We start from the raw sequence: 20,808 nt of genomic DNA, 5'->3' as shown, positions 1-20,808 counted from the left end.
GTATACAATAATTTTTTAAATCTAAAACAAAAGGAAGTTTCCGTGTACTGCATCTTTATCAAGACCCGCCTCAGGCCCGGCTGCGCCGAAGCTTTCATCGATGCCATCCGGGTCAACGCCGCCGCTTCCGTGTCCACCGAGCCCGGCTGCCTAGTGTTCGACGTTTCCCGCGACCGACAGGACCCTGACCTGGTCTATCTCTACGAGATCTATCGCGATGACGCGGCCTACGAGGCGCACACCCGCACCGCGCATTTCCGCGACAGCCGGCCGTTGGTCGAGCCGCTGATCCTCGAACAGGAAGTCTTCGAAAGCGACGCGCTGGCGCTCAATCCGCTGCGCTGAGAAGGCTCAGTCGCCGCGGGCGACGTCCAGCACGCGGATCAGGTCCGGGCGCGGGTAGTGCCAATGCACGTCGAGGTCCCACAGGCGCACCCCGTAGCGGCGCTCGGGCTCCGGCTTCTGGTAGGCCGGACGCGGGTCCTGGGCCAGGCATTGCTCGATCAGCTCGGCCACCGGCTGCCGCAACCGCTGGCCGTGCTCATGGGCCTGGCGCCGCGCCTGCTCGCTCCACTCCACCGCGATGCCCGGCGGCGGCGCGTCGGCGATGCCGTTGCGGGCGTCGGCCACGGCGTCGGCGTAGGGTACGTAGGGCTTGATATCGAGTACCGGGGTGCCGTCGAGCAGGTCGATCCCGGACAGCCACAGGCGCCCCGCTTCGAAGCCCTCCAGGCGCACCACCGACTGGCCGATGCCGTTCGGCCGATGGGTGGCGCGGGTGGCGAAGACTCCCAGCGAGCGGTTGCCGCCCAGGCGCGGCGGGCGCACCTTCAGCCGCGGCTTGTCTTCCAGGGCCTGGTGGAAGAGGAACAGCAGCCAGACATGGCTGACCTGCTCCAGGCCTTCCAGCGCTTCCGCCTGGTCGAACGGCGGCAGCAGTTCCAGGGTCCCCCGCGCCGCCGGCGCGAGCAGCGGCTGGCGCGGGATGGCGAACTTCTCCATGAAGCAGGAGCGGATGTAGCCGATGGGAGAAACGCTGTGGGTCATGGCGGGACGAGGCGAGCGGTCGGGGGCGTCATGTTACCCGGATTGGCGGCGCTCAGAGATGAAAACCGCCGTCGATGGGGATCACGTTGCCGGTCATGTAGGCGCCGGCGGTGCCGGCCAGGCTGATCGCCAGCGCCGCCATCTCCTCCGGGCGACCCCAGCGGCCCATGGGAATCGACGCGCTGTCCGCCTCCAGTGCCTGCGGGTCATTGGCGATGTGACGGGTCATGCGGCTCGGGAAGCGTCCGGGAGCGATCACGTTGACATTGATGTGCTCGCCGACCAGTTCCTTCGCCAGCATCCGCGACAGTTGATGCAGCGCGGCCTTGCTCGGCCCGTAGGCATAGGCTTGTTCGCCCATGGTGCTGATGCCCGCCACCGAGCCGATGTTGATCACCCGCGCCGGATTTTCCGCGCTGGCCGAGCGGCGCAGCAGCGGCAGCAGTTGCTGGATGCAGGAAAACACCGAGGTGACATTGAGCTGCATGACCTTTTCCCAGCCGGACACCGGATAGCTTTCCAGCGCTGCGCCCCAACTGGTGCCGGCGTTGTTCACCAGGATATCCAGCCGCGCGCTGAGTTCGCCGAGCGCCTGCGCCAGGCGCCGGGCACCGGCTTCGCTGGAAAGGTCGGCAGGGATCGCCTGGCAATCGCCGTAGGCCGAGAGGTGTGTGGCGGTGTCGGCGCAGGCCTCTGCGTCACGTGCGCAGATGAAGACGCGGGCGCCGGCTTCGAGAAGACCCTGGGCGATCATCTGGCCGATGCCGCGGCTGCCGCCGGTGACCAGGGCGACGCGACCGGCGAGGCTGAAATAGGGATGCATGGGAAACACTCCGGGCTGGGCAGGGGTGACCAGCCTACGATTCGCCTCGCTGCCGGCGCAGCACTATCCAGGTACGGAATGACGTGGCATCCGTGGCTCAGCGGCTACCGCGGCGATGCCACAGATACAGGTAGGCGATCAGGTTGACCAGCAGAACGATGGCGCCAAGGATCCATTGCACCGTCGGGGTCAGGCCGGCGGGATAGATCAGCGGCAACAGGTAGTGCTCGACGAAGCCGCCGCTGTAGCCGGCGTCCCCGGCGGCCCGGCGCAGACGATTCTCCAGCGGGGTCAGCGGACAGGGCAGGCCGAGGAACTCAACGGCGCAGCCCCAGGCCACCGCCGGCAGGTGCAGCCAGGCCAGGCGTGGCCAACGCAACGGCAGCAGGCCGCCGAACAGGACGAACAGGATGAAGCCCAGGTGCAGCCAGACCAGGGCATCGGCGGCCAGGCGATAGCTCATTCGGCTCTCCCTCGTGGCGTTGGAGGGATAACGCCACCGCTACAGGGGCCGGCGGATAACCGCCTTGCGGTTACTCGCCCATGGTTGGGCCACCCATAAAGAAAAAGCCGGCGAATGCCGGCCATTTCAAGCGCTACGCGTGGGCTTCGGCGCTCAGGCCTGGGCCAGCTCCGCATCGTGTGCGATCAGGGCGACCAGCGCGTTCTGCTGACGGTGGGTCAGCTGGCGGAAACGCTGCAGCAGCTCGCGCTCGTGCAGGCTGAGTTCCGGGCTGTCCAGGCGAACACCGAGATTGTCTTGCAGCGCCCCTTCCTGGAGCAGGCTCTGCTCGAGTCGGGCGATGATCTCGGAGTTCATGCTGCGGTGATGGCTGCGAGCGACTTCTGCGATCTGCTCACGCATGCCCTCGGGCAGACGAACGACGAATTTGTCAGCGGTACGGCTGGAGTAGGTAGGAGTTGCCTGTTTCAGTGGGCGCATACATTGAACCTGTAGAGTCAGGGAAAAGCGGTGCCGAGGAAGCGTTCATTGTTCTCGGGCCTATGACCACGATTTCCGCCAGCCGTTCAGTCTGTTATTTCGGAAACAACAATTAGTTGACGTCAATTGTGCGTTGCGTGACGGCGTTTTGCCAGTACCAGCTATCTGAAATGCGAGCGATTCAACAAAAGCCTAGTTTTCTACTGGGGTTAGATGATGGCCTTCTGACCACCGGTCGTTCAATGGATTGTCACTCGACTGTCATCGTCACTTCACCGGTCTGACACAGTCTCCTCCTATCTTGGTCTACACCAGATGGCGCCGCTGGCGTCTTCGTGCAACCGATTGGAGGGGAGAACGATGAGCGCGGTGATCCGTGTCGACAGCCTGAACAAGACCTTTGCCCGCAAGCAGGCGCTTTTCAACCTGAAGCTGGAGATCCAGGCGGGCGAGATGGTGGCGTTGATCGGTGCATCCGGCTCCGGCAAATCCACGCTCCTGCGTCACGTCGCCGGGCTCGCCCGCTGCGACCGCGACAACGGCGGCAGCATCGACGTGCTGGGTCGCCGCCTGCAGGCGTCCGGTCGCCTGAGCGGCGAAGTGCGCCGCCTGCGCGCCGACATCGGCTACATCTTCCAGCAGTTCAACCTGGTCAACCGCCTCAGCGTGCTGGACAACGTCCTGCTCGGCTTCCTCGGTCGCATGCCGCGCTGGCGCGGTTCGCTGGGGCTGTTCAGCGCCGAGCAGAAGCGCCAGGCCCTGGAAGCGCTGGCGCGGGTCGGCCTGGCCGATCTCGCCGGGCAGCGCGCCTCGACCCTCTCCGGCGGCCAGCAGCAGCGCGTAGCCATCGCCCGCGCCCTGACCCAGAAGGCCGAGGTGATTCTCGCCGACGAACCGATCGCCTCGCTCGACCCGGAGTCGGCGCGCAAGGTGATGGACATCCTCGCCGACATCAACCGCCACGACGGCAAGACCGTGGTGGTGACCCTGCATCAGGTCGACTACGCGTTGCGCTATTGCCCGCGCGCGGTGGCCCTGAAGGGCGGCCGGATCCTCTTCGACGGCAGCAGCGAGCACCTTTCCGAAGGCTTCCTCAACGAACTCTACGGCGCCGAAGGGGATACCCCGTTGCTGTTTTCCGACCGTGCCCGGCGCGGGGCGGAGAGCCAGCCGGAACTGACCCTCGCGCGCGCCTGACGTCATTCGAACCGCATAAAAACCCGCCAAACCCTGCCCAGGAGTTCTCTCCATGTTGAAACGCTTCAGTCGTGTGCTCGCGGCTTCCGCCCTGCTCGCCGGCTCCCTTGCCGGGATGGCGCACGCCGACCAGCCGGTGATCAATTTCGGGATCATCTCCACCGAGTCGTCGCAGAACCTCAAGAGCATCTGGGAGCCCTTCCTCAAGGACATGAGCCAGCAGACCGGCTACCAGGTGAAGGCCTTCTTCGCCCCCGACTACGCCGGGATCATCCAGGGCATGCGTTTCGACAAGGTCGACATCGCCTGGTACGGCAACAAGGCCGCCATGGAAGCGGTGGATCGCGCCCACGGCGAGATCTTCGCCCAGACCGTCGCCGCCAGCGGCGCGCCGGGCTACTGGAGCCTGCTGATCGCCAACAAGGACAGCAAGATCGACAGCGTCGAGGACATGCTGGCGAACGCCAAGAGCCTGACCTTCGGCAACGGCGATCCGAACTCCACCTCCGGTTACCTGGTGCCCGGCTACTACGTGTTCGCCAAGAACAACGTCGATCCGGTCAAGGCCTTCAAGCGCACCCTCAACTCCAGCCATGAGGTCAACGCCCTGGCGGTGGCCAACAAGCAGGTCGACGTCGCCACCTTCAATACCGAGGGCATGGAGCGCCTGGAACTGACCCAGCCGGAGAAGGCCAGGCAGCTCAAGGTGATCTGGAAGTCGCCGCTGATCCCGGGCGACCCGCTGGTGTGGCGCAACAACCTGAGCGACGAGCAGAAGAACAAGCTGCGCGACTTCTTCTTCAAGTACGGCGCCAACGCCGAGCAGAAGAAGGTCCTCGCCGACCTGCAATGGTCGAAGTTCCAGCCCTCCGACGACGACCAGTTGCTGCCGATCCGCCAGCTCGAGCTGTTCAAGCAGCGCACCGACGTGGCGAACAACGCCAACCTCGGCGCCGAGGAGAAGGCCGCCAAGCTGAAGGCCCTCGACGAGGAGCTGGCCAAGCTGGAGAAACGCATGGCCGAGCGCGAGCAGAAGACCGCCGCCAACGCCGGCTGATCCACCCCGGGCGCGGCCGGCGCCGCGCCCCACCCGATTCGCCAATACCGCTGTCGAGATTCCCGATATGAGCACTCTGAGCACCACCGCCGCGGCGGCCGCCACCGGCAAGCCATCCTGGGGACGCCTGGTCGGCTGGGGCCTGTTCCTCGCCATCCTCGCCTGGTCCTGGAAGGGCGCGGAAATGAACCCGGCCGTGCTGTTCCGCGACGCCGGCAACATGGCGACCTTCGCCGCCGACTTCTTCCCGCCGGACTTCGGCAACTGGAAGCTCTACCTCAGCGAGATGCTGGTCACCGTGCAGATCGCCCTCTGGGGCACGGTGCTGGCCATCGTCTGCGCCATCCCGCTGTCGATCCTGGCCTCCGAGAACATCGTGCCCTGGTGGGTCTACCAGCCGGTGCGGCGGGTGATGGATGCCTGCCGTTCGATCAACGAGATGGTCTTCGCCATGCTCTTCGTGGTCGCTGTCGGCCTGGGCCCGTTCGCCGGCGTGCTGGCGCTGTTCATCAGCACCACCGGGGTGCTCGCCAAGCTCTTCGCCGAGGCGGTCGAGGCGATCGACCCCGGTCCGGTCGAAGGCGTCCGCGCCACCGGTGCCAGCGCCCTGCAGGAGGTCATCTTCGGGGTCATCCCGCAGGTCCTGCCGCTGTGGATCTCCTATTCGCTGTACCGCTTCGAGTCCAACGTGCGTTCCGCCACCGTGGTCGGGATGGTCGGCGCCGGCGGCATCGGCGTGATCCTCTGGGAGGCCATCCGCGGCTTCCAGTTCGGCCAGACCTGCGCCGTGCTGATCGTCATCATCGTGGTGGTGAGCCTGATCGACGTTCTGTCACAACGCCTGCGCAAGCTGTTCATCTGACGACGCGAGGAGGGCGCCTGGTGCGCCCTTTCCAAACCATGCACTTGTCTAGACAAAGCGAACCGCTGTACCGCGAACTGGCCGAACGGCTGCGCCAGGAACTGCTGGCCTACCGCCCCGGCGACTACCTGCCCGGCGAGATCCAGCTGGCCCAGCGCTTCGCGGTGAACCGCCATACCCTGCGCCGGGCGCTCGACGAACTGGTGCTCGAAGGCCGCGTGCTGCGGCGCCAGGGCAAGGGCACCCAGGTCCTGGAGGCGCCGACGATCTACCCGATGGGCGCCGCCAACGCCTACACCGAGTCGCTCTCGGCCCAGGGCCACCGGGTCGAGGCCCGGCTGCTGGAGGCGCGCCAGCGTCCGGCCGGCGCCGCCGAGGCCACCCACCTGGGGATCGGCGAGGGCGGGCGGGTGCTGGAACTGACCACCCTGCGTTACCTCGACGGCCAGCCGGTGAGCCTGATCCGCCATTGCTACGCCGTTTCCCGCAGCGAGCTGCTCGCCGACTACCAGGGCGGTTCGCTGCGTCGCTACCTGGCCGACAAAGGCCTGCCGCTGACCCGCACCTACAGCCTGATCGGTGCGCGCCTGCCCAACCGCGAGGAGGCGGCGCGCCTGCTGATGCCCCGCCATGCGCCGTTGCTCACCGTCCTCACCCTGTCCCGCGACCGTACCGGCCAACCGGTGGAACTGGCCCAGTCGATCAGCCGCGCCGATCGCTTCCAGTACCAGGTCGCCCCCTAGGAGAAGCCCATGACCGCCTTGCATTCCGATCCCACCATCGACGCACGACAGCGCTGGATGGGCGTGCTCGCCCGCGCCCGTCGCGAGGAGCTGGACGCCCATGCGGACGCCCTGCGCGATGCCGACTATCACCTGCTGCGCGCCGCCGAGACCGGCATGACCCTGGTGCGCGGACGCATGGGTGGCACCGGCAGCCCGTTCAACCTCGGCGAGATGACCGTGACCCGCTGCGTGGTCCGCCTCGCTGACGGACGTACCGGCTACAGCTATGTCGCCGGGCGCGACAAGCGCCACGCCGAACTGGCCGCCCTGGCCGACGCGCACCTGCAGGGCGCCGATGCGGCGGCCTGGCAGGCGCGCCTGATCGAACCGCTGGCCCGTACCCAGGCCGAGCGCCGTGCCGCCCAGGAGGCGGAAATCGCCACTACCAAGGTGGAGTTCTTCACCCTGGTCCGAGGAGAAGATTGATGACCAGCGCTTCGCTTCCCAGCCCGGCGGATACCGCCGCGCTATTGCAACCGGCGTTCCAGGACCCGGTCCTGGACGCCCAGCGGAGTTTCCGCGCGGCGCTCAAGGCCCTCGCCGAACCGGGGCTGGTACGCAACCTCGACCGCGCACCGGCGCTGGCCGCGTTGCAACCGGCCAGCTACGCGCTGTGCCTGAGCTTCCTCGACTCCGACACCCCGCTGTGGCTGGCGCCGGGTCTCGACAGCCCGACGTTGCGCGCCAACCTGGCGTTCCATTGCGGCTGCCCGATCGTCGCCGAGCGCGAGCAGGCGCTGTTCGCCTTGCTCGACGAAGGCGAGCTGGACGACCTGAGCGGCTTCGACAGCGGCAGCGACCGTTATCCGGACCAGTCCTGCACCCTGCTGATCCAGCTCGCCGGCCTCGATGGTGGCGACTCGCTGGAGTGGCGCGGACCGGGTATCGCCGAGGTGCGCCAGGTGGCGTTGCCGGTGAGCGCCGGGTTCTGGGCGCAGCGCGCCGCACGCACCGAATTCCCCAGGGGCCTGGATGCCTTCTTCGCCGCCGGCGAGCGCATCCTCGGCCTGCCACGCAGTACCCGGGTCAGCGAACCCGTCGAGGAGGTGGCCTGATGTACGTAGCCGTCAAGGGTGGCGAGAAGGCCATCGACAACGCCCATCGCCTGCTGGCGCGCAAGCGCCGCGGCGATACCGCGCTGCCGGAGCTGTCGGTGGAGCAGATCCGCCAGCAGATGCCGCTGGCCGTGTCGCGGGTGATGACCGAAGGTTCGCTGTACGACGAGCAACTGGCGGCACTGGCGATCAAGCAGGCGGCCGGCGACCTGATGGAAGCGATCTTCCTTCTCCGCGCCTACCGCACCACGCTGCCGCGCTTCGCCGCCAGCCTGCCGCTGGACACCGCCGGGATGCGCCTGCAACGACGGATCTCGGCGACCTACAAGGACCTGCCGGGCGGGCAACTGCTCGGTCCGACCTTCGACTATACCCATCGCCTGCTCGACTTCAGCCTGCTCGCCGAGGGCGACTACCCCGGCCCCGAAGTGGAGCGGGGCGCGTCCCTGGAGCCTTGTCCGCGCGTGCTCGGCCTGCTCGACCGGGAAGGCCTGATGACGCCGGAGTACGAACTGCCCGGCGCGGTGCCGGATATCACCCGCGAGCCGCTCGACTTCCCCACCGGCCGCGCCCAGCGCCTGCAGGCCTTGGCACGCGGCGACGAGGGCTTCCTTCTCGCCCTGGGCTATTCGACCCAGCGCGGCTACGGCCGCAACCATCCGTTCGCCGGGGAGATCCGCATCGGCGCCTGCGAGGTCTGGCTGGAGCCCGAGGAACTGGGCTTCGCGGTGCCGGTGGGCGAGATCGAGGTCACCGAGTGCGAGATGGTCAACCAGTTCGTCGGTTCCCGCGAGGAGCTGCCGCAATTCACCCGTGGCTACGGCCTGGCCTTCGGCTACGCCGAGCGCAAGGCGATGGGCATGGCCCTGGTCGACCGCGCCCTGCGCGCCGAGGAATACGGCGAGGAGGTGGTGTCGCCGGCGCAGCAGGAAGAGTTCGTCCTGATGCACTGCGACAACGTCGAGGCCGGTGGCTTCGTCTCGCACCTGAAGCTGCCGCACTACGTCGATTTCCAGTCCGAGCTGGAGCTGATTCGCAAGCTGCGTCGTCCCGGCGTCGCCGAATCCGCGCAACCCACTGTCCAGGAGAAGCGCGCATGAGCCTTTCCCCGCAAGCCAGCGCCGCGCCGGAGCAGGGCTACAACTTCGCCTACCTCGACGAGCAGACCAAGCGCATGATCCGCCGCGGCCTGCTCAAGGCGGTGGCGATCCCCGGCTACCAGGTGCCCTTCGGCGGCCGCGAGATGCCGCTGCCCTACGGCTGGGGCACCGGCGGCATGCAGGTGACCGCGGCCATCCTCGGTGCCGACGACGTGCTCAAGGTGATCGACCAGGGCGCCGACGACACCACCAACGCGGTATCCATCCGGCGTTTCTTTGCCCGTACCGCCGGGGTCGCCACCACCGAACGGACCCCGGAGGCGACGGTGATCCAGACCCGCCACCGGATACCGGAAACCGCCCTGAGCGGCGAGCAGATCATGGTCTACCAGGTGCCGATCCCCGAGCCGCTGCGCTTCATCGAGCCTTCCGAGGCGGAGACCCGGACCATGCATGCGCTCAACGACTATGGGGTGATGCACGTGAAGCTCTACGAGGACATCGCCACCTTCGGCCACATCGCCACCAGCTATGCCTACCCGGTGACGGTGGACGAGCGCTACGTGATGGATCCCTCGCCGATTCCCAAGTTCGACAACCCCAAGCTGGACATGAACCCGGCGCTGATGCTGTTCGGCGCCGGTCGCGAGAAGCGCCTGTACGCGGTGCCGCCGTTCACCCGGGTGGCGAGCCTGGATTTCGAGGACCACCCCTTCGAGGTCCAGCGCTGGGAGGAAAGCTGCGCCTTCTGCGGCAGCCACGAGTCCTACCTGGACGAACTGATCGTCGACGACCGTGGCGGCAAGCGCTTCGTCTGTTCCGACACCGATTACTGCACGCAGCGGCGTGCCCGCCAGGAAGAAGGGGAGGACGCGCAATGAACGCGGTCTGCGAATCCATCGATGCGAGCCTCGACGCACGCGACCGGCCGCTGCTCTCGGTGCGCGGCCTGACCCGCCTGTACGGGCCGGAAAAGGGCTGCCAGGAGGTCGACTTCGATCTCTACCCCGGCGAAGTGCTGGGCATCGTCGGCGAGTCCGGCTCGGGCAAGTCGACCCTGCTCTCGCTGCTCTCCGGGCGCTGCCCGCCGGACGCCGGCACGGTCGCCTACCGCGACGACGGCGACCGCTGGCTGGACCTCTACGCCGCCAGCGAAGCCGAGCGGCGCACCCTGCTGCGCACCGAGTGGGGCTTCGTCGAGCAGAACCCGCGCGACGGCCTGCGCATGGGCGTGTCCGCCGGCGCCAACATCGGCGAACGGCTGATGGCCCAGGGCGTGCGCCACTACGGTCGGCTGCGCCAGGCCGGGTTGGACTGGCTGGAACAGGTGGAGATCGATCCGCTGCGCATCGACGACCTGCCGCGAACCTTTTCCGGCGGCATGCAGCAGCGCCTGCAGATCGCCCGCAACCTGGTCTCGGCGCCACGCCTGGTGTTCATGGACGAACCCACCGGCGGCCTCGACGTGTCGGTGCAGGCGCGCCTGCTCGACCTGCTGCGCGGCCTGGTGCGCGAGCTGGACCTGGCGGTGGTGATCGTCACCCACGACCTGGCGGTGGCGCGCCTGCTCGCCGACCGCCTGATGGTCATGCGCCGTTCGCGGGTGGTGGAAGCCGGTCTCACCGACCAGATTCTCGACGACCCGCAGCATCCGTACACGCAATTGCTGGTGTCGTCGGTCCTGCAACCCTGAGCCGAAGCGTCGGCGCCGGTCCGCGCGACGGGCGCCCGGAGAAGTAGCGATGAACAACCTGATCGAGGTCCGCGACCTCAGCAAGACCTTCACCCTGCACCAGCAACAGGGCGTAGTGCTCAATGTGCTGCGCGGGCTCAACTTCAATGTCGCCGGCGGCGAATGCCTGGTGCTCCACGGACGCTCCGGCGCCGGCAAGAGCACCCTGCTGCGCACGCTCTACGGCAACTACCTGCCGGCCGGCGGCAGCATCCGCCTGCGCCACGCCGGCGACTGGCTGGAACTGGTCGGCGCCGAGCCTCGCGAGGTGCTCGCCGTGCGCCGCCAGACCCTCGGCTACGTCAGCCAGTTCCTGCGGGTGATCCCGCGGGTGGCGACCCTCGACGTGGTCATGGAGCCGGCCCTGGCCCGTGGCTGGAGCCGCGACAGCGCCGAACTGCGGGCGCGCAGCCTGCTGGCCCGGCTGAACATCCCGGAACGCCTCTGGCAACTGGCGCCGGGCACCTTTTCCGGCGGCGAGCAGCAACGCGTCAACATTGCCCGCGGCTTCATGGTCGAGTGGCCGATCCTGCTGCTCGACGAGCCGACCGCGTCCCTCGACGAAGCCAACCGCCAGGTAGTGCTGGAACTGATCGGCGAAGCCAAGGCCGCCGGCGCCGCGTTGATCGGCATCTTCCACGACCGCGCCGCCCGCGAGGCGGTGGCCAGCCGCTACCTGGACATGAGCCAGGAGCTTTCCCGCCAGGAGCAAGCCCATGTCGTCTGAACGCGTTCTCAGCAATGCCCGGGTAGTCAGCGCCGAGCGGGTCTTCGTCGGCAGCGTGCTGCTGCGCGACGGCCTGATCGCCGCGGTCGACGAAGGCCGCAGCCACCTGGCCGGGGCCGCGGACCTGGGGGGCGACTACCTGCTGCCCGGCCTGGTCGAGCTGCACACCGACAACCTGGAGAAGCACATGACCCCGCGTCCCGGCGTCGACTGGCCGTCGGCCTCGGCGGTGCTGGCGCACGACGCGCAGATCGTCGCCGCGGGGATCACCACGGTGTTCGACGCGCTGTCCATCGGCGACGTCAACCCCAAGGGCAAGCGCATGCAGCAGTTGCCGAAGATGCTCGAGGCCATCGGCGAAGCCGCCGCCAGCGGCGACGCGCGCGCCGACCATCGCCTGCACCTGCGTTGCGAGGTCAGCCATCCGCAGACGCTGGAGGTGTTCCGCGAACTGGTCGAGCATCCGCTGGTGCAACTGGTCTCGGTGATGGACCACGCCCCCGGCCAGCGCCAGTTCGCCAGGCTGGAGAAGTACCGCGAGTACTACCAGGGCAAGTACCACCTGAGCGATGCCGAGATGGACGCCTTCATCGTCGAGCAGGTAGCCAACTCCGAGCGCTACAGCGACGCCGCCCGTGCGGCCATCGTCGATGTCTGCCAGGGACGCGGCCTGTCGGTGGCCAGCCATGACGACGCGACCCTCGCGCATGTCCGCGAGTCGGCCGGCTACGGCATGGCCATCGCCGAGTTCCCGACCACCGTGGAGGCCGCCAGGGCCAGCCACGAGCATGGCCTGCAGGTGCTGATGGGCGCGCCCAACGTGGTCCGCGGCGGGTCCCACTCGGGCAACGTGGCGGCGGCGCAACTGGCGGGAATCGGCGTGCTGGATATCCTTTCCAGCGACTACTATCCGGCCAGCCTGCTGCATGCGGCCTTGCTGCTCGCCGGCGAGCACAGCGAGTATGATGCGATCCGCTACGACCTGCCGCGCGCGGTGGCGATGGTCAGCCGTACCCCGGCGCTGGCCGCCGGGCTGACCGATCGTGGCGAAATCCGCGTCGGCCTGCGCGCCGATCTGCTGCAGGCGCGGGCGCTCGGCAACAACCAGCCGGTGGTGCGCCAGGTCTGGCGCGGCGGGCAGAGAGTGTTCTGATGACAGGCAGACTGATTTATCTGATGGGGCCTTCCGGCTCGGGCAAGGACAGCCTGTTGCAGGCCGCGCGCGAGCCCCTGGCGCTGCGCGGCTGCCGTATCGTGCGGCGGGTGATCACGCGCTCCGCGGAAGCGGTGGGGGAGGACGCCCAGGCGGTGACCCCGGCGCAGTTCGACACCCTCGAGCGGGCCTCGGCGTTCGCCATGAGCTGGCGCGCCAACGGCCTTTGCTATGGCATTCCGGTGCAGATCGACGAGTGGCTGGCGCAGGGCTACGACGTGCTGGTGAACGGCTCGCGCGGCTACCTGGCGCAGGCCCGCCGGCGCTATCCGGATCTGCTCGCGGTCCTGCTCGGGGTGAAACCCGAGGTGCTGCGCCAGCGCCTGCTGGCGCGCGGCCGGGAAAGCCCCGAGGAAATCGAGGCGCGCCTGGCGCGCAACGCCGAGTTCGCCGCCGGCCTGGAGGGCCCGCTGTTCCAACTGGACAACTCCGGTGACCTCGACGACACGCTACGCAGCCTCCTGGCCCGTCTCGGCAGCGACCGCGCATGCGCCTGACCCTGCTCGGCACCGGCGATGCCCGCCAGGTGCCGGTCTACGGTTGCGATTGCCCGGCCTGTCGCAACGCGCGCGCCGACGCCGGCCTGCGTCGCCGTCCCTGTAGCGCGCTGCTGGAGTGCGCCGGCCAGCGCTGGCTGATCGACAGCGGCCTGGTCGATCTCTGCGAGCGCTTCCCGCCCCATAGCCTCGACGGCATCCTCCAGACCCATTACCACGCCGACCACGCCCAAGGCCTGCTGCACCTGCGCTGGGGTCAGGGCCTGGTGATCCCGGTGCATGGCCCGGCCGACCCGGAGGGCCTCGCCGACCTCTACAAGCATCCGGGCATCCTCGATTTCAGCCAGCCCTTCGGCGCCTTCGAGCGGCGCCAGTGGGGCGCGTTGGCGGCGACCGCGCTACCGCTGGTCCACTCGAAGCCGACCTTCGGCTACTTGCTGGAGGGGGCTTCCGAGGAGGGAACGATACGGCGTCTGGCCTACCTCACCGATACCGTCGGGCTGCCGGCGGACAGCGCCTCGCGATTGCTCGCGGCGCCGCTGGACCTGCTGGTGCTGGACTGCTCGATGCCGCCGCAGGAGCGGCCGCCGCGCAACCACAACGACCTGACGCGGGCACTGGAGTGCATCGAATCGCTGCGTCCCCGGCGGGCCGTGTTGACTCACGTCGGGCATGCGCTGGACGCCTGGCTGCTGGACCACCCCGCTGCGTTGCCCGAGGGGGTGGAACTGGCACACGACGGCATGTGCCTGCCGCTGTAGCGCCCGGCAAGGCGTTGTGGGCGAAATCAGTCCAGGCTGGGATCGAAGCGGATTCGCCGACCTACCACCAGGGCAAACAGCAGCCAGGCGCCGGATATGCCCAGCAGTCCCCAGGCGCACCAGGCGAGGAGGGTGGCATCGGGCGGCAGGCTCAGCGCCAGGATCGCGCTGGCGATCACCACGAACAGAAGAATGACGGCGGATCGTGACATGGTTTCACTCCCGGAGCCCTCTCCGTCGGGCTCGCTGTTCCTTGTGCCGGTTCAGTGGCGCCGAGGTTCCGTGGCGCCCTTGTCGCTCAGCGGAAGCTTCGCTGGATATTCGTCTCCTCCGCGCTCTATCAGCCAGAGCAGCCCGTAGACGCCGACCGAAAGGGCCAGGGCGGTCAGCGGCAAAGCCAGGATCCACATGTTCTTTCTCCCTTCCGCCCGCCAGCATCCCGGGGACCTGTGCGGCGGTGTAGCGTCGTTGGATGCCGGTCTCCCGGCGCTTGCTTCGTCAGAATGTCCAGGCCTGTTCGTCGGCCGCGGTCACCAGCGCCGTGCCGCGCTCGTCCTCGCCTACGGTGACGATGCGCGGGGATTCGTCGGGCGCCTGGATCACCAGTCGCTGCGCAGCGGGTGCCCACTGCGGTGTTGCGTTGCTGTCCAGCACTACCGGCTTTTCGCCGTTGCGTTCCTGCGTCCTGTCCTCGTCGCCCAGTGCGCTGTTCTGGAAGACTACGAGAGCCAGCAGGGAAAGAAGTCCGGTGCCGACCAGGTTGCGTGAGCTGCTCATGTTCACCTCCATTTCGTAGCTTTGCCAGGCAGATGGCCAAGGTTTGATCCTGAGGGTCTTGTAGCAGCGGTTGTGCCAACTTTTTTCTATAAAAAATCCTTTTAAATCAATGAATTATATATGTGTCCGAGACTCTCTCGCATGCACTTTGCACGGATGGGCATTTTGCCGGTTGCAAAATGCATGATGCTGTCAGCCCAGATGCAGCGCCAGGCTTACGCCGTGGCTGGTGAACCCTAGCGCGGCATAGAAGCGCTGCGCGGTTTCCCGGTCCTGGTGACTGGAAAGCGCCAGTTTGTAGCAGCCCCAACTGCGCGCGCGCTCCACGGCCCGGCCGATCAGCTCGCGGCCTACGCCCTGGCCGCGGGCGTGGCGGTCGACCACCATGTCTTCGAGAATCGCCGAGCGGGCGAAATCGTGCGCCAGGTGTTCGATCAGATGCAGGGTGCAGGTGCCGAGCAGGCGCTCGCCGCGCTCGGCCACCAGGGTGACCCGGTCGCCGCGCGGTCGTTGCAGTTGGATGGCCAGCAACGCCGGGTCCGGGCGCGGATCGGCGCTACCGAGTTGCTGTAGCAGCAACGACAGGCGCGGCGCGTCGTGCTCGCTGGCGATCCGCACATCGAAGCTGGCGAAGGGGGAGTCCGGTATCCGCGGCTGGCGCGGGGCGTCCGGCAGGTCCTGTGCGGCGGGAATGGCGACGGTCTGGTTCATGCTGCACCTCCAGGGTTGCGGAAAATTATGCGCAGCCTTGGTGGCAGTGGCATGACAAACGCTTTCTCTGCCGTTAACATGCCGCCCCGTCAGCGCATCGTGCATTGCGCCGCTGGACTCCGATGGAGATGGTCTTTCTGTCGAAAGCCGGCATGGCAAAAAGCACCGGCGCGATTCGTCCTCGTAGTTTAATGGATAGAACGGCCCCCTCCTAAGGGGTCGGTACAGGTTCGATTCCTGTCGGGGACGCCACCTTCTTTCTTTACCTTGCCTCCCTCCAGGCGCCATGCCTGCGCTGTCCGGCCTGCCGGCATGGCAGGCCGGCGTCGCCTGGGCAATACTGTGGAAACATGGTTTGCCGACGACCGACGGGAGGGCGGGCATGTCTGCCAATCGGGTGAATATTCGCCTGGCCCGGGTGGAGGACGCAGAGATGATCGGCGCGTTCGTACGCCGGCTGACTCGCGAGCATGTTGCCCGTGATTTCCCTCCACAGGGGCGGCGTTTCCTTCAGCGAGCCCTTGGCACTCCGCGAATCCTGGAGGGTATGCGTGGAACCTGCCGCTATTTCGTCGCCGAGGAGCGGGGGAATATGCTTGGCGTCGTCGCCACTCGCGACGACCATCATCTGCTCATGCTATTCGTCGCGGAAGAGGCCCAGGGCCAGGGGCTGGCGCGTGCCCTCTGGGCACGTGCGCGCGAAGCTTGTCTCGAGGCGGGATATTCGGGTGTCTTCACTGTCAGCGCGGCGCTGGGGGCTGTGCCGGTCTACCAGAGGTTCGGTTTCGTGGCGAGCGGTCCGGTGACCACCGAGCACGGTGTGACGCGTCTGCCGATGACGACCCGGTGAGGACATCCTCCCAGCAGGCGTCGGCTAGCTGCCTTCCGGCGCCGCGAGGGTGGCCGACACGGAGCCTGCGGTCGTTGTCGTTTCGTGCCATACGCCCTTTGGCACCAGAAGCCAGTCGCCCGGAAACAGGTTATAGGTTCGCATCCGCGTCGGCGCCTCGAGCTCCCGCCCGTCGTAGATGACGTGGCGCTCGCCATTGGGCAGGACGCAGTTGTGGCTTGGCTGTTCCACCGCGGGCTTGTCGCCCAGCCTCCAGGTCTTGCAGCCGAACAGTTGCACGATCCATACGGTACGAATGTCGAAATGCAGCGGCGCTCCGCATCCTGGCGGAGAGATATAGGCGTTGACCCGATCGATCACCGCCGCGCCGCAATCACGCGGCTTCAAGCGTTCGCGAAGCTCCACCACCGTGCGTTCCAGATTCATGTAGCAGCGCGTCCCGGCCGGTCTGTCCGGAGCTCCGCTTGCCGGCAGCGCTATTTCCAGGTGCGCGCCATCCGCCGCGCGCAGCATGACCTTGGCTGGGCTTTGGCTGAGCGCGACGACGAACAGGCGATCGGTCCGGGGATCGAGTACGCCCGGGTCGTGTCCATGGGAATGCACGATGTCCATCTTCTACAGGGCGCCCGCTTCGTCCTGGTTTTCCGTTCGAGGACGCGAATGGTCGACGATGTCCGGTTCCAGGGCACCGACTCCGAAGACGGCGAATACCGGTTCGCGCAGAGGGTCGAAGCCGAGCAGGTCCTCGAACAGTTCATCGCGCAGGGCAATGGTGGTGAAGGCGCCAAGGCCTAGCCATGACGCGGTGAGCAGAAGCGATTGCCCGCTGAAGCCGATCTCGGCCATCACGGCCCGGGCGACGCGCGAAAAGTCGTATTTCCAGGCCGTGCGCGGAAGGAACGCGGAGCAGAGAAAGATGACGGCGGCTTCCCGAACCCATTCCTGGTCTCCGCAGGCCTTGGCGATCCACTCGTGTGCATCCCCCGTCCACAGGCGCTCCAGGCCGTGGCGGCGAACGGAATAGTGGTAGATCCCTCTCTCGATGCCGTCGACGTTGAGGACGATCGGATAGACTTCGACCGGATGTAACGAGCCGCCGCTCGGCGAGGTCTTGCGGACGAACACGTCGCCGAGAGGGTTGGGTACGCTCTTGATCATGCCCCAGGCGAACTTGAGCAGGCTGGACAACTGGGCTTCGGTGAGGGGATGGTCCGCGTATCGGCGAGCCGTCCTCCTGTTCAGCATGGTTTTCGGGAACGAGGGTTCTCCTCTGGAGGCCGTCATGCGTGGTTCGCTCAATGGACTGAACGGTGCCGCCGGATATTCCATGAAGGCGGATGCCTGACGCGTGACGGCTGCCTTCTCGGCCAGGGCGGCATTGAACTCCGCGGGTGGGGCGAAGATCGTCTCCCTGCTCGTCCGTGTTGCGAGCAGGAAGCGCATGGCGTCGCCCCAGCCCGCACCAGGGGCGCGCAGGCGGGTTCCCCTCAGATCCTCGGCGCGCACCGTCAGCACATCGAGTTCCAGCAGATCGTGCAGAACGCCGATGGCTCTGTTGACAGACTCCGCCTCGCCTCCCTGCTCGAAGGCCCGGCTGACGAAATCGTCGGGTTCGATCCAGTCCATGAACAGATCCAGCAGCGGTATCGCCTCCCTGGAAAAGGCTTTGCTGGCGCCAGTGGCGCGGTTCTCGAGGACGATCTGATCGTCGAGCAGCGTTACTCCCACGCCGTCCGAGAGATGCAGGGCGTTGCCGCTGATCCGCAGGGTGGCTGGCTCATCCGTTTCAACCTGTCGCTTCTGCATTCGCTTTCTCCCGCTCGTGCCGGACCCGTCCGCGAATTTCGCCATCCAGTTCGGCGAGTTCTTCGGCAAGCCGCTCGACGATGATTCTTCCCTGTTCCGTCAGGTTGGCGTCTCCTTGCAGCATGGGGGTCGCCTTCAGGCAGCCGGACAGGATCAGTAACGCGCGGCCCCGGCATTCGGCCGCTTCCCGTCCATCCAGGTTTGCTCGGCGCCAGTAGTACTTGACCAGTAGGGCGTAGATGTAATGGGCATGCAGGAAGCCGAAGAGATCACGACGCGAGCCGGACCACGGCAGCACGTAGTTGGCCTCGAGCGGTGTCTGCGGGAGGGTCAGCCTGGTCATTTCTCCAAGTTGGTAAAGAACCTGATGTCCGGTTTCATGGACGATCGACTCTTCAAGATCGAGAAGTGATTCATCCATGTTGCCCAGGTAGACGATTCCGGAGTAGCGCGCCGCCGAGCAACTGCGAAATGCCGCATCCGGAAGGTAGCCGAAGATGCGCACGCACTCCTCGATCTGCGCATGCAATTCGGGCCAGGCCGTTTCGATGTTCTTCAGGGCGCTGCCGAGAAGGCCGGCTTGCATTCTCAACGGATGGCCGATGGTGCGTCCTTCTTCTCCGGAGGAGGAGGGGGCACGACTGAAATCATAGGTTGGCGGTGTCGCTTTCATGACATAGGGATGCAGATCCTCGCGCTGGAGTGCGATCGCGCTGCCGGGGACGTAGAGGTTGGCCTTGCCTGTGAGTCGACGCTCGACGTCCTGCAGTACCGAGGGAAGTTTCGATATATGGCGGATGAGTTCTTCCGTGCGCCTGTTGGCCGATGCGCGGAGGAAAAAACGCAGCCAGATCGAATAGACGGGATCATCGAAGACGAGCGTAGATCCTCCTTCCCCCTCCCGGAGATTGAGCAGCGGCTCGGGGAGGCCAGGCTCCTGTGCCGTCCTCAGCACTTCGTCGCATTGTTTCAGGGCATCGAGACCCAGCTGGGTACGCTGCGCAAGGATGGCCTTGCGCAGCGAGTGGAAAGCCCCGAGCCCCCTGTCGGGCTGGAATGCCGAGTTCCAGGGGCGGTCGGTGCCCGGACTCATTGAGACTCACCCTTCAGATTGGCTAGTTGTTTGCTTCCCTGTTGCTGTTGTTGGTCAAGGATAGCGGCCAAGCCTTGGAGGAACTGTCGACCTTTCTGCTGTTGCTGCTGGTCGAGCAACGCGGCGAGGTCCTGCAGGTTGCGGCCTCCCTGCTGTTGCTGTTGGTCGAGGACCGCGGCCAGGTCCTGGAGGAGCTGTCGGCCCTTCTGCTGTTGTTGCTGGTCGAGCAACGCGGCGAGGTCCTGCAGGTTGCGGCCTCCCTGCTGTTGCTGCTGGTCGAGGATAGCGGCCAGGCCCTGGAGGAACTGCCGGCCCTTCTGCTGTTGCTGCTGGTCGAGCAGCGCGGCGAGGTCCTGCAGGTTGCGGCCTCCTTGCTGTTGTTGCTGGTCGAGCAGTGCGACGAGGTCCTGCAGGTTGCGACTTCCCTGCTGTTGTTGCTGGTCGAGGACAGCGGCCAGGTCCTGGAGGAACTGCCGGCCCTTCTGCTGTTGTTGCTGGTCGAGTAGCGCGGCCAGGTTGCGGCCTTTCTGCTGTTGCTGCTGGTCGAGCAACGCGGCGAGATCCTGCAGGTTGCGGCCTCCTTGCTGTTGCTGCTGGTCGAGCAGCGCGACGAGGTCCTGCAGGTTGCGGCTTCCCTGCTGTTGCTGCTGGTCGAGCAGCGCGGCGAGGTCCTGCAGGTTGCGGCCTCCTTGCTGTTGTTGCTGGTCGAGCAGTGCGACGAGGTCCTGCAGGTTGCGACTTCCCTGCTGTTGTTGCTGGTCGAGGACAGCGGCCAGGTCCTGGAGGAACTGCCGGCCCTTCTGCTGTTGTTGCTGGTCGAGTAGCGCGGCCAGGTTGCGGCCTTTCTGCTGTTGCTGCTGGTCGAGCAACGCGGCGAGGTCCTGCAGGTTGCGGCCTCCTTGCTGTTGCTGCTGGTCGAGCAGCGCGACGAGGTCCTGCAGGTTGCGGCTTCCCTGCTGTTGCTGCTGGTCGAGGACCGCCGCCAGGTCCTGGAGGAACTGCCGGCCCTTCTGCTGTTGCTGCTGGTCGAGCAGCGCGGCCAGGTTCGGCAGGTTGCGGCCTCCCTGCTGTTGCTGCTGGTCGAGGACGGCGGCCAGGTCCTGAAGGAGCTGCCGGCCTTTCTGCTGCTGTTGTTGGTCAAGTAGAGACGCAAGGTTCTTCAGTGCCTGCGCTCCTCCTTGTTGTTGCTGCTGGTCGAGTAGTGCCACCAGATCCTCTAGCATGTTCGTCGCTCCTTTTTGCTGGCTGACCAGATAGACGAAGTCCTTCAACGTTCGTGTCGAAGGACTCCGGTTGGGTGAATCGGGCTTTAGCAGGTGCTCGAGACGCTCGGCTGCGCGGGCGAGCAGTGCGCTATCGATGGATGAGAGAAATTGCAGATCGTCCGAAGAGATTTCGTGCTCTGCCGAGCGAATGGCATCCTCGGGCGCCGACGCCAGGGCATGGGCCAGCTTCGGATCGAGCAGTGCGCGGGATAGCAAGCTGGAAATCATTTTCCTCACCGTCGGTGATCAACATCCTGTGATGTATTTCGGATTAGCCCACGCCATTGGGGCCTGCAAGCTCCAGGGAATTGACATTTCGCGATTAGATTTCATGCGAAAGGTTATTGCGTTCGAGTGATCGGCGGCGGCGGTATTTCCACTCTGCCGTCGGCTGCCGTTTTCACAGGACGGGGGGGAAATTGCAGAAAAAAGGAACTGTCGCCGGGGCGTCGCGGAACCTTCGTAGGCGTACCGTTCGTCGCCCATGGCGGCGTCCGTGGTCGATTG

General features: G+C 66.5%; 27 protein-coding genes and 1 tRNA gene. 16 read left to right on the top strand and 12 right to left on the bottom strand.

Annotated features, from left to right (window positions below):
• Positions 1 to 42 precede the first annotated feature (42 nt).
• Positions 43 to 345 carry a putative quinol monooxygenase gene (locus FFS27_RS02775; protein ID WP_021265108.1) on the top strand — a complete coding sequence of 101 codons (303 nt, stop codon included), beginning with the start codon at positions 43 to 45 and terminating at the stop codon, positions 343 to 345.
• Positions 346 to 351: 6 nt separating this feature from the next.
• On the opposite strand, the gene tsaA is transcribed toward FFS27_RS02775, so the two are convergent.
• From tsaA to amrZ, 4 genes are all read right to left on the bottom strand, one after another.
• Positions 352 to 1,047: a tRNA (N6-threonylcarbamoyladenosine(37)-N6)-methyltransferase TrmO gene (tsaA, locus tag FFS27_RS02770; RefSeq protein ID WP_003109288.1), complete on the bottom strand. Its 696-nt coding sequence runs from the start codon at positions 1,045 to 1,047 to the stop codon at positions 352 to 354.
• Between the two features lie 52 nt (positions 1,048 to 1,099).
• Positions 1,100 to 1,870 carry a 3-oxoacyl-ACP reductase RhlG gene (gene rhlG / locus FFS27_RS02765; RefSeq protein WP_021265106.1) on the bottom strand — a complete coding sequence of 257 codons (771 nt, stop codon included), beginning with the start codon at positions 1,868 to 1,870 and terminating at the stop codon, positions 1,100 to 1,102.
• Between the two features lie 97 nt (positions 1,871 to 1,967).
• The gene (locus tag FFS27_RS02760; RefSeq protein WP_003109290.1) at positions 1,968 to 2,333 is read right to left on the bottom strand and encodes a DUF2784 domain-containing protein; all 366 of its coding nucleotides are present in this window, start codon (positions 2,331 to 2,333) and stop codon (positions 1,968 to 1,970) included.
• 153 nt (positions 2,334 to 2,486) lie between these two features.
• Entirely contained in the window at positions 2,487 to 2,813 is a 327-nt protein-coding gene (amrZ, locus tag FFS27_RS02755) for a transcriptional regulator AmrZ (RefSeq protein ID WP_003091802.1), read from the bottom strand.
• 360 nt (positions 2,814 to 3,173) lie between these two features.
• On the opposite strand from amrZ, the gene phnC reads away from it, so the two are divergent.
• The 13 genes from phnC to phnP all read left to right on the top strand — a co-directional run bounded on the left by phnC (position 3,174) and on the right by phnP (position 13,799).
• Positions 3,174 to 4,010, top strand: coding sequence for a phosphonate ABC transporter ATP-binding protein (gene phnC, locus FFS27_RS02750; RefSeq protein WP_003109291.1), 837 nt, complete (start codon positions 3,174 to 3,176; stop codon positions 4,008 to 4,010).
• A gap of 52 nt (positions 4,011 to 4,062) precedes the next feature.
• Complete coding sequence (phnD, locus tag FFS27_RS02745) at positions 4,063 to 5,067, top strand: phosphonate ABC transporter substrate-binding protein (protein ID WP_003091795.1); 1,005 nt, start codon at positions 4,063 to 4,065, stop codon at positions 5,065 to 5,067.
• Positions 5,068 to 5,134: 67 nt separating this feature from the next.
• Entirely contained in the window at positions 5,135 to 5,929 is a 795-nt protein-coding gene (gene phnE, locus FFS27_RS02740) for a phosphonate ABC transporter, permease protein PhnE (protein WP_003091793.1), read from the top strand.
• Positions 5,930 to 5,949: 20 nt separating this feature from the next.
• Complete coding sequence (phnF, locus tag FFS27_RS02735) at positions 5,950 to 6,672, top strand: phosphonate metabolism transcriptional regulator PhnF (protein ID WP_003091792.1); 723 nt, start codon at positions 5,950 to 5,952, stop codon at positions 6,670 to 6,672.
• Positions 6,673 to 6,681: 9 nt separating this feature from the next.
• Positions 6,682 to 7,140 (top strand): phosphonate C-P lyase system protein PhnG, encoded by a 459-nt coding sequence (gene phnG, locus FFS27_RS02730; protein ID WP_023100891.1) that lies wholly within the window; start codon positions 6,682 to 6,684, stop codon positions 7,138 to 7,140.
• Positions 7,140 to 7,769 (top strand): phosphonate C-P lyase system protein PhnH, encoded by a 630-nt coding sequence (gene phnH, locus FFS27_RS02725; RefSeq protein ID WP_003138236.1) that lies wholly within the window; start codon positions 7,140 to 7,142, stop codon positions 7,767 to 7,769. Before phnG ends, phnH begins: the two co-directional genes overlap by 1 nt.
• Positions 7,769 to 8,869 carry a carbon-phosphorus lyase complex subunit PhnI gene (locus FFS27_RS02720; protein ID WP_003091786.1) on the top strand — a complete coding sequence of 367 codons (1,101 nt, stop codon included), beginning with the start codon at positions 7,769 to 7,771 and terminating at the stop codon, positions 8,867 to 8,869. Before phnH ends, FFS27_RS02720 begins: the two co-directional genes overlap by 1 nt.
• Positions 8,866 to 9,750, top strand: a complete 885-nt coding sequence (locus FFS27_RS02715; RefSeq protein WP_003091784.1) for an alpha-D-ribose 1-methylphosphonate 5-phosphate C-P-lyase PhnJ — start codon at positions 8,866 to 8,868, stop codon at positions 9,748 to 9,750. The genes FFS27_RS02720 and FFS27_RS02715 overlap by 4 nt, the downstream gene beginning before the upstream one ends.
• The gene (gene phnK / locus FFS27_RS02710; protein ID WP_003091781.1) at positions 9,747 to 10,562 is read left to right on the top strand and encodes a phosphonate C-P lyase system protein PhnK; all 816 of its coding nucleotides are present in this window, start codon (positions 9,747 to 9,749) and stop codon (positions 10,560 to 10,562) included. Before FFS27_RS02715 ends, phnK begins: the two co-directional genes overlap by 4 nt.
• 49 nt (positions 10,563 to 10,611) lie before the next feature.
• Positions 10,612 to 11,328 carry a phosphonate C-P lyase system protein PhnL gene (phnL, locus tag FFS27_RS02705; RefSeq protein ID WP_003098702.1) on the top strand — a complete coding sequence of 239 codons (717 nt, stop codon included), beginning with the start codon at positions 10,612 to 10,614 and terminating at the stop codon, positions 11,326 to 11,328.
• Positions 11,318 to 12,481, top strand: a complete 1,164-nt coding sequence (locus FFS27_RS02700) for an alpha-D-ribose 1-methylphosphonate 5-triphosphate diphosphatase (RefSeq protein ID WP_137951930.1) — start codon at positions 11,318 to 11,320, stop codon at positions 12,479 to 12,481. Before phnL ends, FFS27_RS02700 begins: the two co-directional genes overlap by 11 nt.
• Positions 12,481 to 13,038 (top strand): phosphonate metabolism protein/1,5-bisphosphokinase (PRPP-forming) PhnN, encoded by a 558-nt coding sequence (gene phnN, locus FFS27_RS02695; RefSeq protein ID WP_003109293.1) that lies wholly within the window; start codon positions 12,481 to 12,483, stop codon positions 13,036 to 13,038. The genes FFS27_RS02700 and phnN overlap by 1 nt, the downstream gene beginning before the upstream one ends.
• On the top strand, positions 13,029 to 13,799 hold the full coding sequence (gene phnP, locus FFS27_RS02690) for a phosphonate metabolism protein PhnP (protein ID WP_003109294.1): 771 nt from the start codon (positions 13,029 to 13,031) through the stop codon (positions 13,797 to 13,799). Before phnN ends, phnP begins: the two co-directional genes overlap by 10 nt.
• A gap of 26 nt (positions 13,800 to 13,825) precedes the next feature.
• On the opposite strand, the gene FFS27_RS02685 is transcribed toward phnP, so the two are convergent.
• The 4 genes from FFS27_RS02685 to FFS27_RS02670 form a co-directional block, all read right to left on the bottom strand.
• Positions 13,826 to 14,011, bottom strand: a complete 186-nt coding sequence (locus FFS27_RS02685; protein ID WP_003091768.1) for a PA3371 family protein — start codon at positions 14,009 to 14,011, stop codon at positions 13,826 to 13,828.
• A 51-nt stretch (positions 14,012 to 14,062) separates the two neighbouring features.
• On the bottom strand, positions 14,063 to 14,209 hold the full coding sequence (locus FFS27_RS02680; RefSeq protein WP_003091766.1) for a hypothetical protein: 147 nt from the start codon (positions 14,207 to 14,209) through the stop codon (positions 14,063 to 14,065).
• Positions 14,210 to 14,297: 88 nt separating this feature from the next.
• A complete protein-coding gene (locus FFS27_RS02675) occupies positions 14,298 to 14,576 on the bottom strand; it encodes a hypothetical protein (RefSeq protein ID WP_023100892.1) in 279 nt (92 codons plus the stop codon).
• 192 nt (positions 14,577 to 14,768) lie between these two features.
• Positions 14,769 to 15,287, bottom strand: a complete 519-nt coding sequence (locus FFS27_RS02670) for a GNAT family N-acetyltransferase (protein WP_003091762.1) — start codon at positions 15,285 to 15,287, stop codon at positions 14,769 to 14,771.
• Positions 15,288 to 15,464: 177 nt separating this feature from the next.
• Here FFS27_RS02670 and FFS27_RS02665 point away from each other — a divergent pair.
• Positions 15,465 to 15,539: transfer RNA gene (locus FFS27_RS02665), tRNA-Arg, on the top strand.
• Between the two features lie 130 nt (positions 15,540 to 15,669).
• Positions 15,670 to 16,137, top strand: a complete 468-nt coding sequence (locus FFS27_RS02660; RefSeq protein WP_023100893.1) for a GNAT family N-acetyltransferase — start codon at positions 15,670 to 15,672, stop codon at positions 16,135 to 16,137.
• Between the two features lie 24 nt (positions 16,138 to 16,161).
• On the opposite strand, the gene FFS27_RS02655 is transcribed toward FFS27_RS02660, so the two are convergent.
• From FFS27_RS02655 to FFS27_RS33155, 4 genes are read right to left on the bottom strand one after another with little or no spacing between them, the layout of a single operon-like run.
• Positions 16,162 to 16,749: a JmjC domain-containing protein gene (locus tag FFS27_RS02655; protein WP_003130264.1), complete on the bottom strand. Its 588-nt coding sequence runs from the start codon at positions 16,747 to 16,749 to the stop codon at positions 16,162 to 16,164.
• A 3-nt stretch (positions 16,750 to 16,752) separates the two neighbouring features.
• Entirely contained in the window at positions 16,753 to 17,943 is a 1,191-nt protein-coding gene (locus FFS27_RS02650; RefSeq protein WP_003130266.1) for a SagB/ThcOx family dehydrogenase, read from the bottom strand.
• Entirely contained in the window at positions 17,924 to 19,036 is a 1,113-nt protein-coding gene (locus tag FFS27_RS02645) for an aKG-HExxH-type peptide beta-hydroxylase (RefSeq protein ID WP_003130268.1), read from the bottom strand. Before FFS27_RS02645 ends, FFS27_RS02650 begins: the two co-directional genes overlap by 20 nt.
• Positions 19,033 to 20,259: a hypothetical protein gene (locus tag FFS27_RS33155; RefSeq protein ID WP_153575227.1), complete on the bottom strand. Its 1,227-nt coding sequence runs from the start codon at positions 20,257 to 20,259 to the stop codon at positions 19,033 to 19,035. Before FFS27_RS33155 ends, FFS27_RS02645 begins: the two co-directional genes overlap by 4 nt.
• Positions 20,260 to 20,808: the final 549 nt, after the last annotated feature.

Source organism: Pseudomonas sp. 2VD (assembly GCF_005503585.1).
GTDB lineage: Bacteria > Pseudomonadota > Gammaproteobacteria > Pseudomonadales > Pseudomonadaceae > Pseudomonas > Pseudomonas aeruginosa.
Note: the sequence above shows the minus strand (reverse complement) of the source record. Positions and strands in the feature narration are given on the sequence as shown.

Coding starts and splice junctions, on each gene's coding strand:
- FFS27_RS02675 (WP_023100892.1), bottom strand. CDS start 14,576: ATGAGCAGCTCACGCAACCTGGTCGGCACCGGACTTCTTTCCCTGCTG.
- phnH (WP_003138236.1), top strand. CDS start 7,140: ATGACCAGCGCTTCGCTTCCCAGCCCGGCGGATACCGCCGCGCTATTG.
- FFS27_RS02645 (WP_003130268.1), bottom strand. CDS start 19,036: ATGAGTCCGGGCACCGACCGCCCCTGGAACTCGGCATTCCAGCCCGAC.
- FFS27_RS02680 (WP_003091766.1), bottom strand. CDS start 14,209: ATGTGGATCCTGGCTTTGCCGCTGACCGCCCTGGCCCTTTCGGTCGGC.
- FFS27_RS02660 (WP_023100893.1), top strand. CDS start 15,670: ATGTCTGCCAATCGGGTGAATATTCGCCTGGCCCGGGTGGAGGACGCA.
- phnN (WP_003109293.1), top strand. CDS start 12,481: ATGACAGGCAGACTGATTTATCTGATGGGGCCTTCCGGCTCGGGCAAG.
- FFS27_RS02700 (WP_137951930.1), top strand. CDS start 11,318: ATGTCGTCTGAACGCGTTCTCAGCAATGCCCGGGTAGTCAGCGCCGAG.
- FFS27_RS02760 (WP_003109290.1), bottom strand. CDS start 2,333: ATGAGCTATCGCCTGGCCGCCGATGCCCTGGTCTGGCTGCACCTGGGC.
- phnG (WP_023100891.1), top strand. CDS start 6,682: ATGACCGCCTTGCATTCCGATCCCACCATCGACGCACGACAGCGCTGG.
- phnD (WP_003091795.1), top strand. CDS start 4,063: ATGTTGAAACGCTTCAGTCGTGTGCTCGCGGCTTCCGCCCTGCTCGCC.
- FFS27_RS02670 (WP_003091762.1), bottom strand. CDS start 15,287: ATGAACCAGACCGTCGCCATTCCCGCCGCACAGGACCTGCCGGACGCC.
- phnC (WP_003109291.1), top strand. CDS start 3,174: ATGAGCGCGGTGATCCGTGTCGACAGCCTGAACAAGACCTTTGCCCGC.
- phnP (WP_003109294.1), top strand. CDS start 13,029: ATGCGCCTGACCCTGCTCGGCACCGGCGATGCCCGCCAGGTGCCGGTC.
- amrZ (WP_003091802.1), bottom strand. CDS start 2,813: ATGCGCCCACTGAAACAGGCAACTCCTACCTACTCCAGCCGTACCGCT.
- phnK (WP_003091781.1), top strand. CDS start 9,747: ATGAACGCGGTCTGCGAATCCATCGATGCGAGCCTCGACGCACGCGAC.
- FFS27_RS02720 (WP_003091786.1), top strand. CDS start 7,769: ATGTACGTAGCCGTCAAGGGTGGCGAGAAGGCCATCGACAACGCCCAT.
- phnE (WP_003091793.1), top strand. CDS start 5,135: ATGAGCACTCTGAGCACCACCGCCGCGGCGGCCGCCACCGGCAAGCCA.
- FFS27_RS02655 (WP_003130264.1), bottom strand. CDS start 16,749: ATGGACATCGTGCATTCCCATGGACACGACCCGGGCGTACTCGATCCC.
- FFS27_RS02650 (WP_003130266.1), bottom strand. CDS start 17,943: ATGCAGAAGCGACAGGTTGAAACGGATGAGCCAGCCACCCTGCGGATC.
- tsaA (WP_003109288.1), bottom strand. CDS start 1,047: ATGACCCACAGCGTTTCTCCCATCGGCTACATCCGCTCCTGCTTCATG.
- FFS27_RS02685 (WP_003091768.1), bottom strand. CDS start 14,011: ATGTCACGATCCGCCGTCATTCTTCTGTTCGTGGTGATCGCCAGCGCG.
- rhlG (WP_021265106.1), bottom strand. CDS start 1,870: ATGCATCCCTATTTCAGCCTCGCCGGTCGCGTCGCCCTGGTCACCGGC.
- phnL (WP_003098702.1), top strand. CDS start 10,612: ATGAACAACCTGATCGAGGTCCGCGACCTCAGCAAGACCTTCACCCTG.
- FFS27_RS02715 (WP_003091784.1), top strand. CDS start 8,866: ATGAGCCTTTCCCCGCAAGCCAGCGCCGCGCCGGAGCAGGGCTACAAC.
- FFS27_RS33155 (WP_153575227.1), bottom strand. CDS start 20,259: ATGCTAGAGGATCTGGTGGCACTACTCGACCAGCAGCAACAACAAGGA.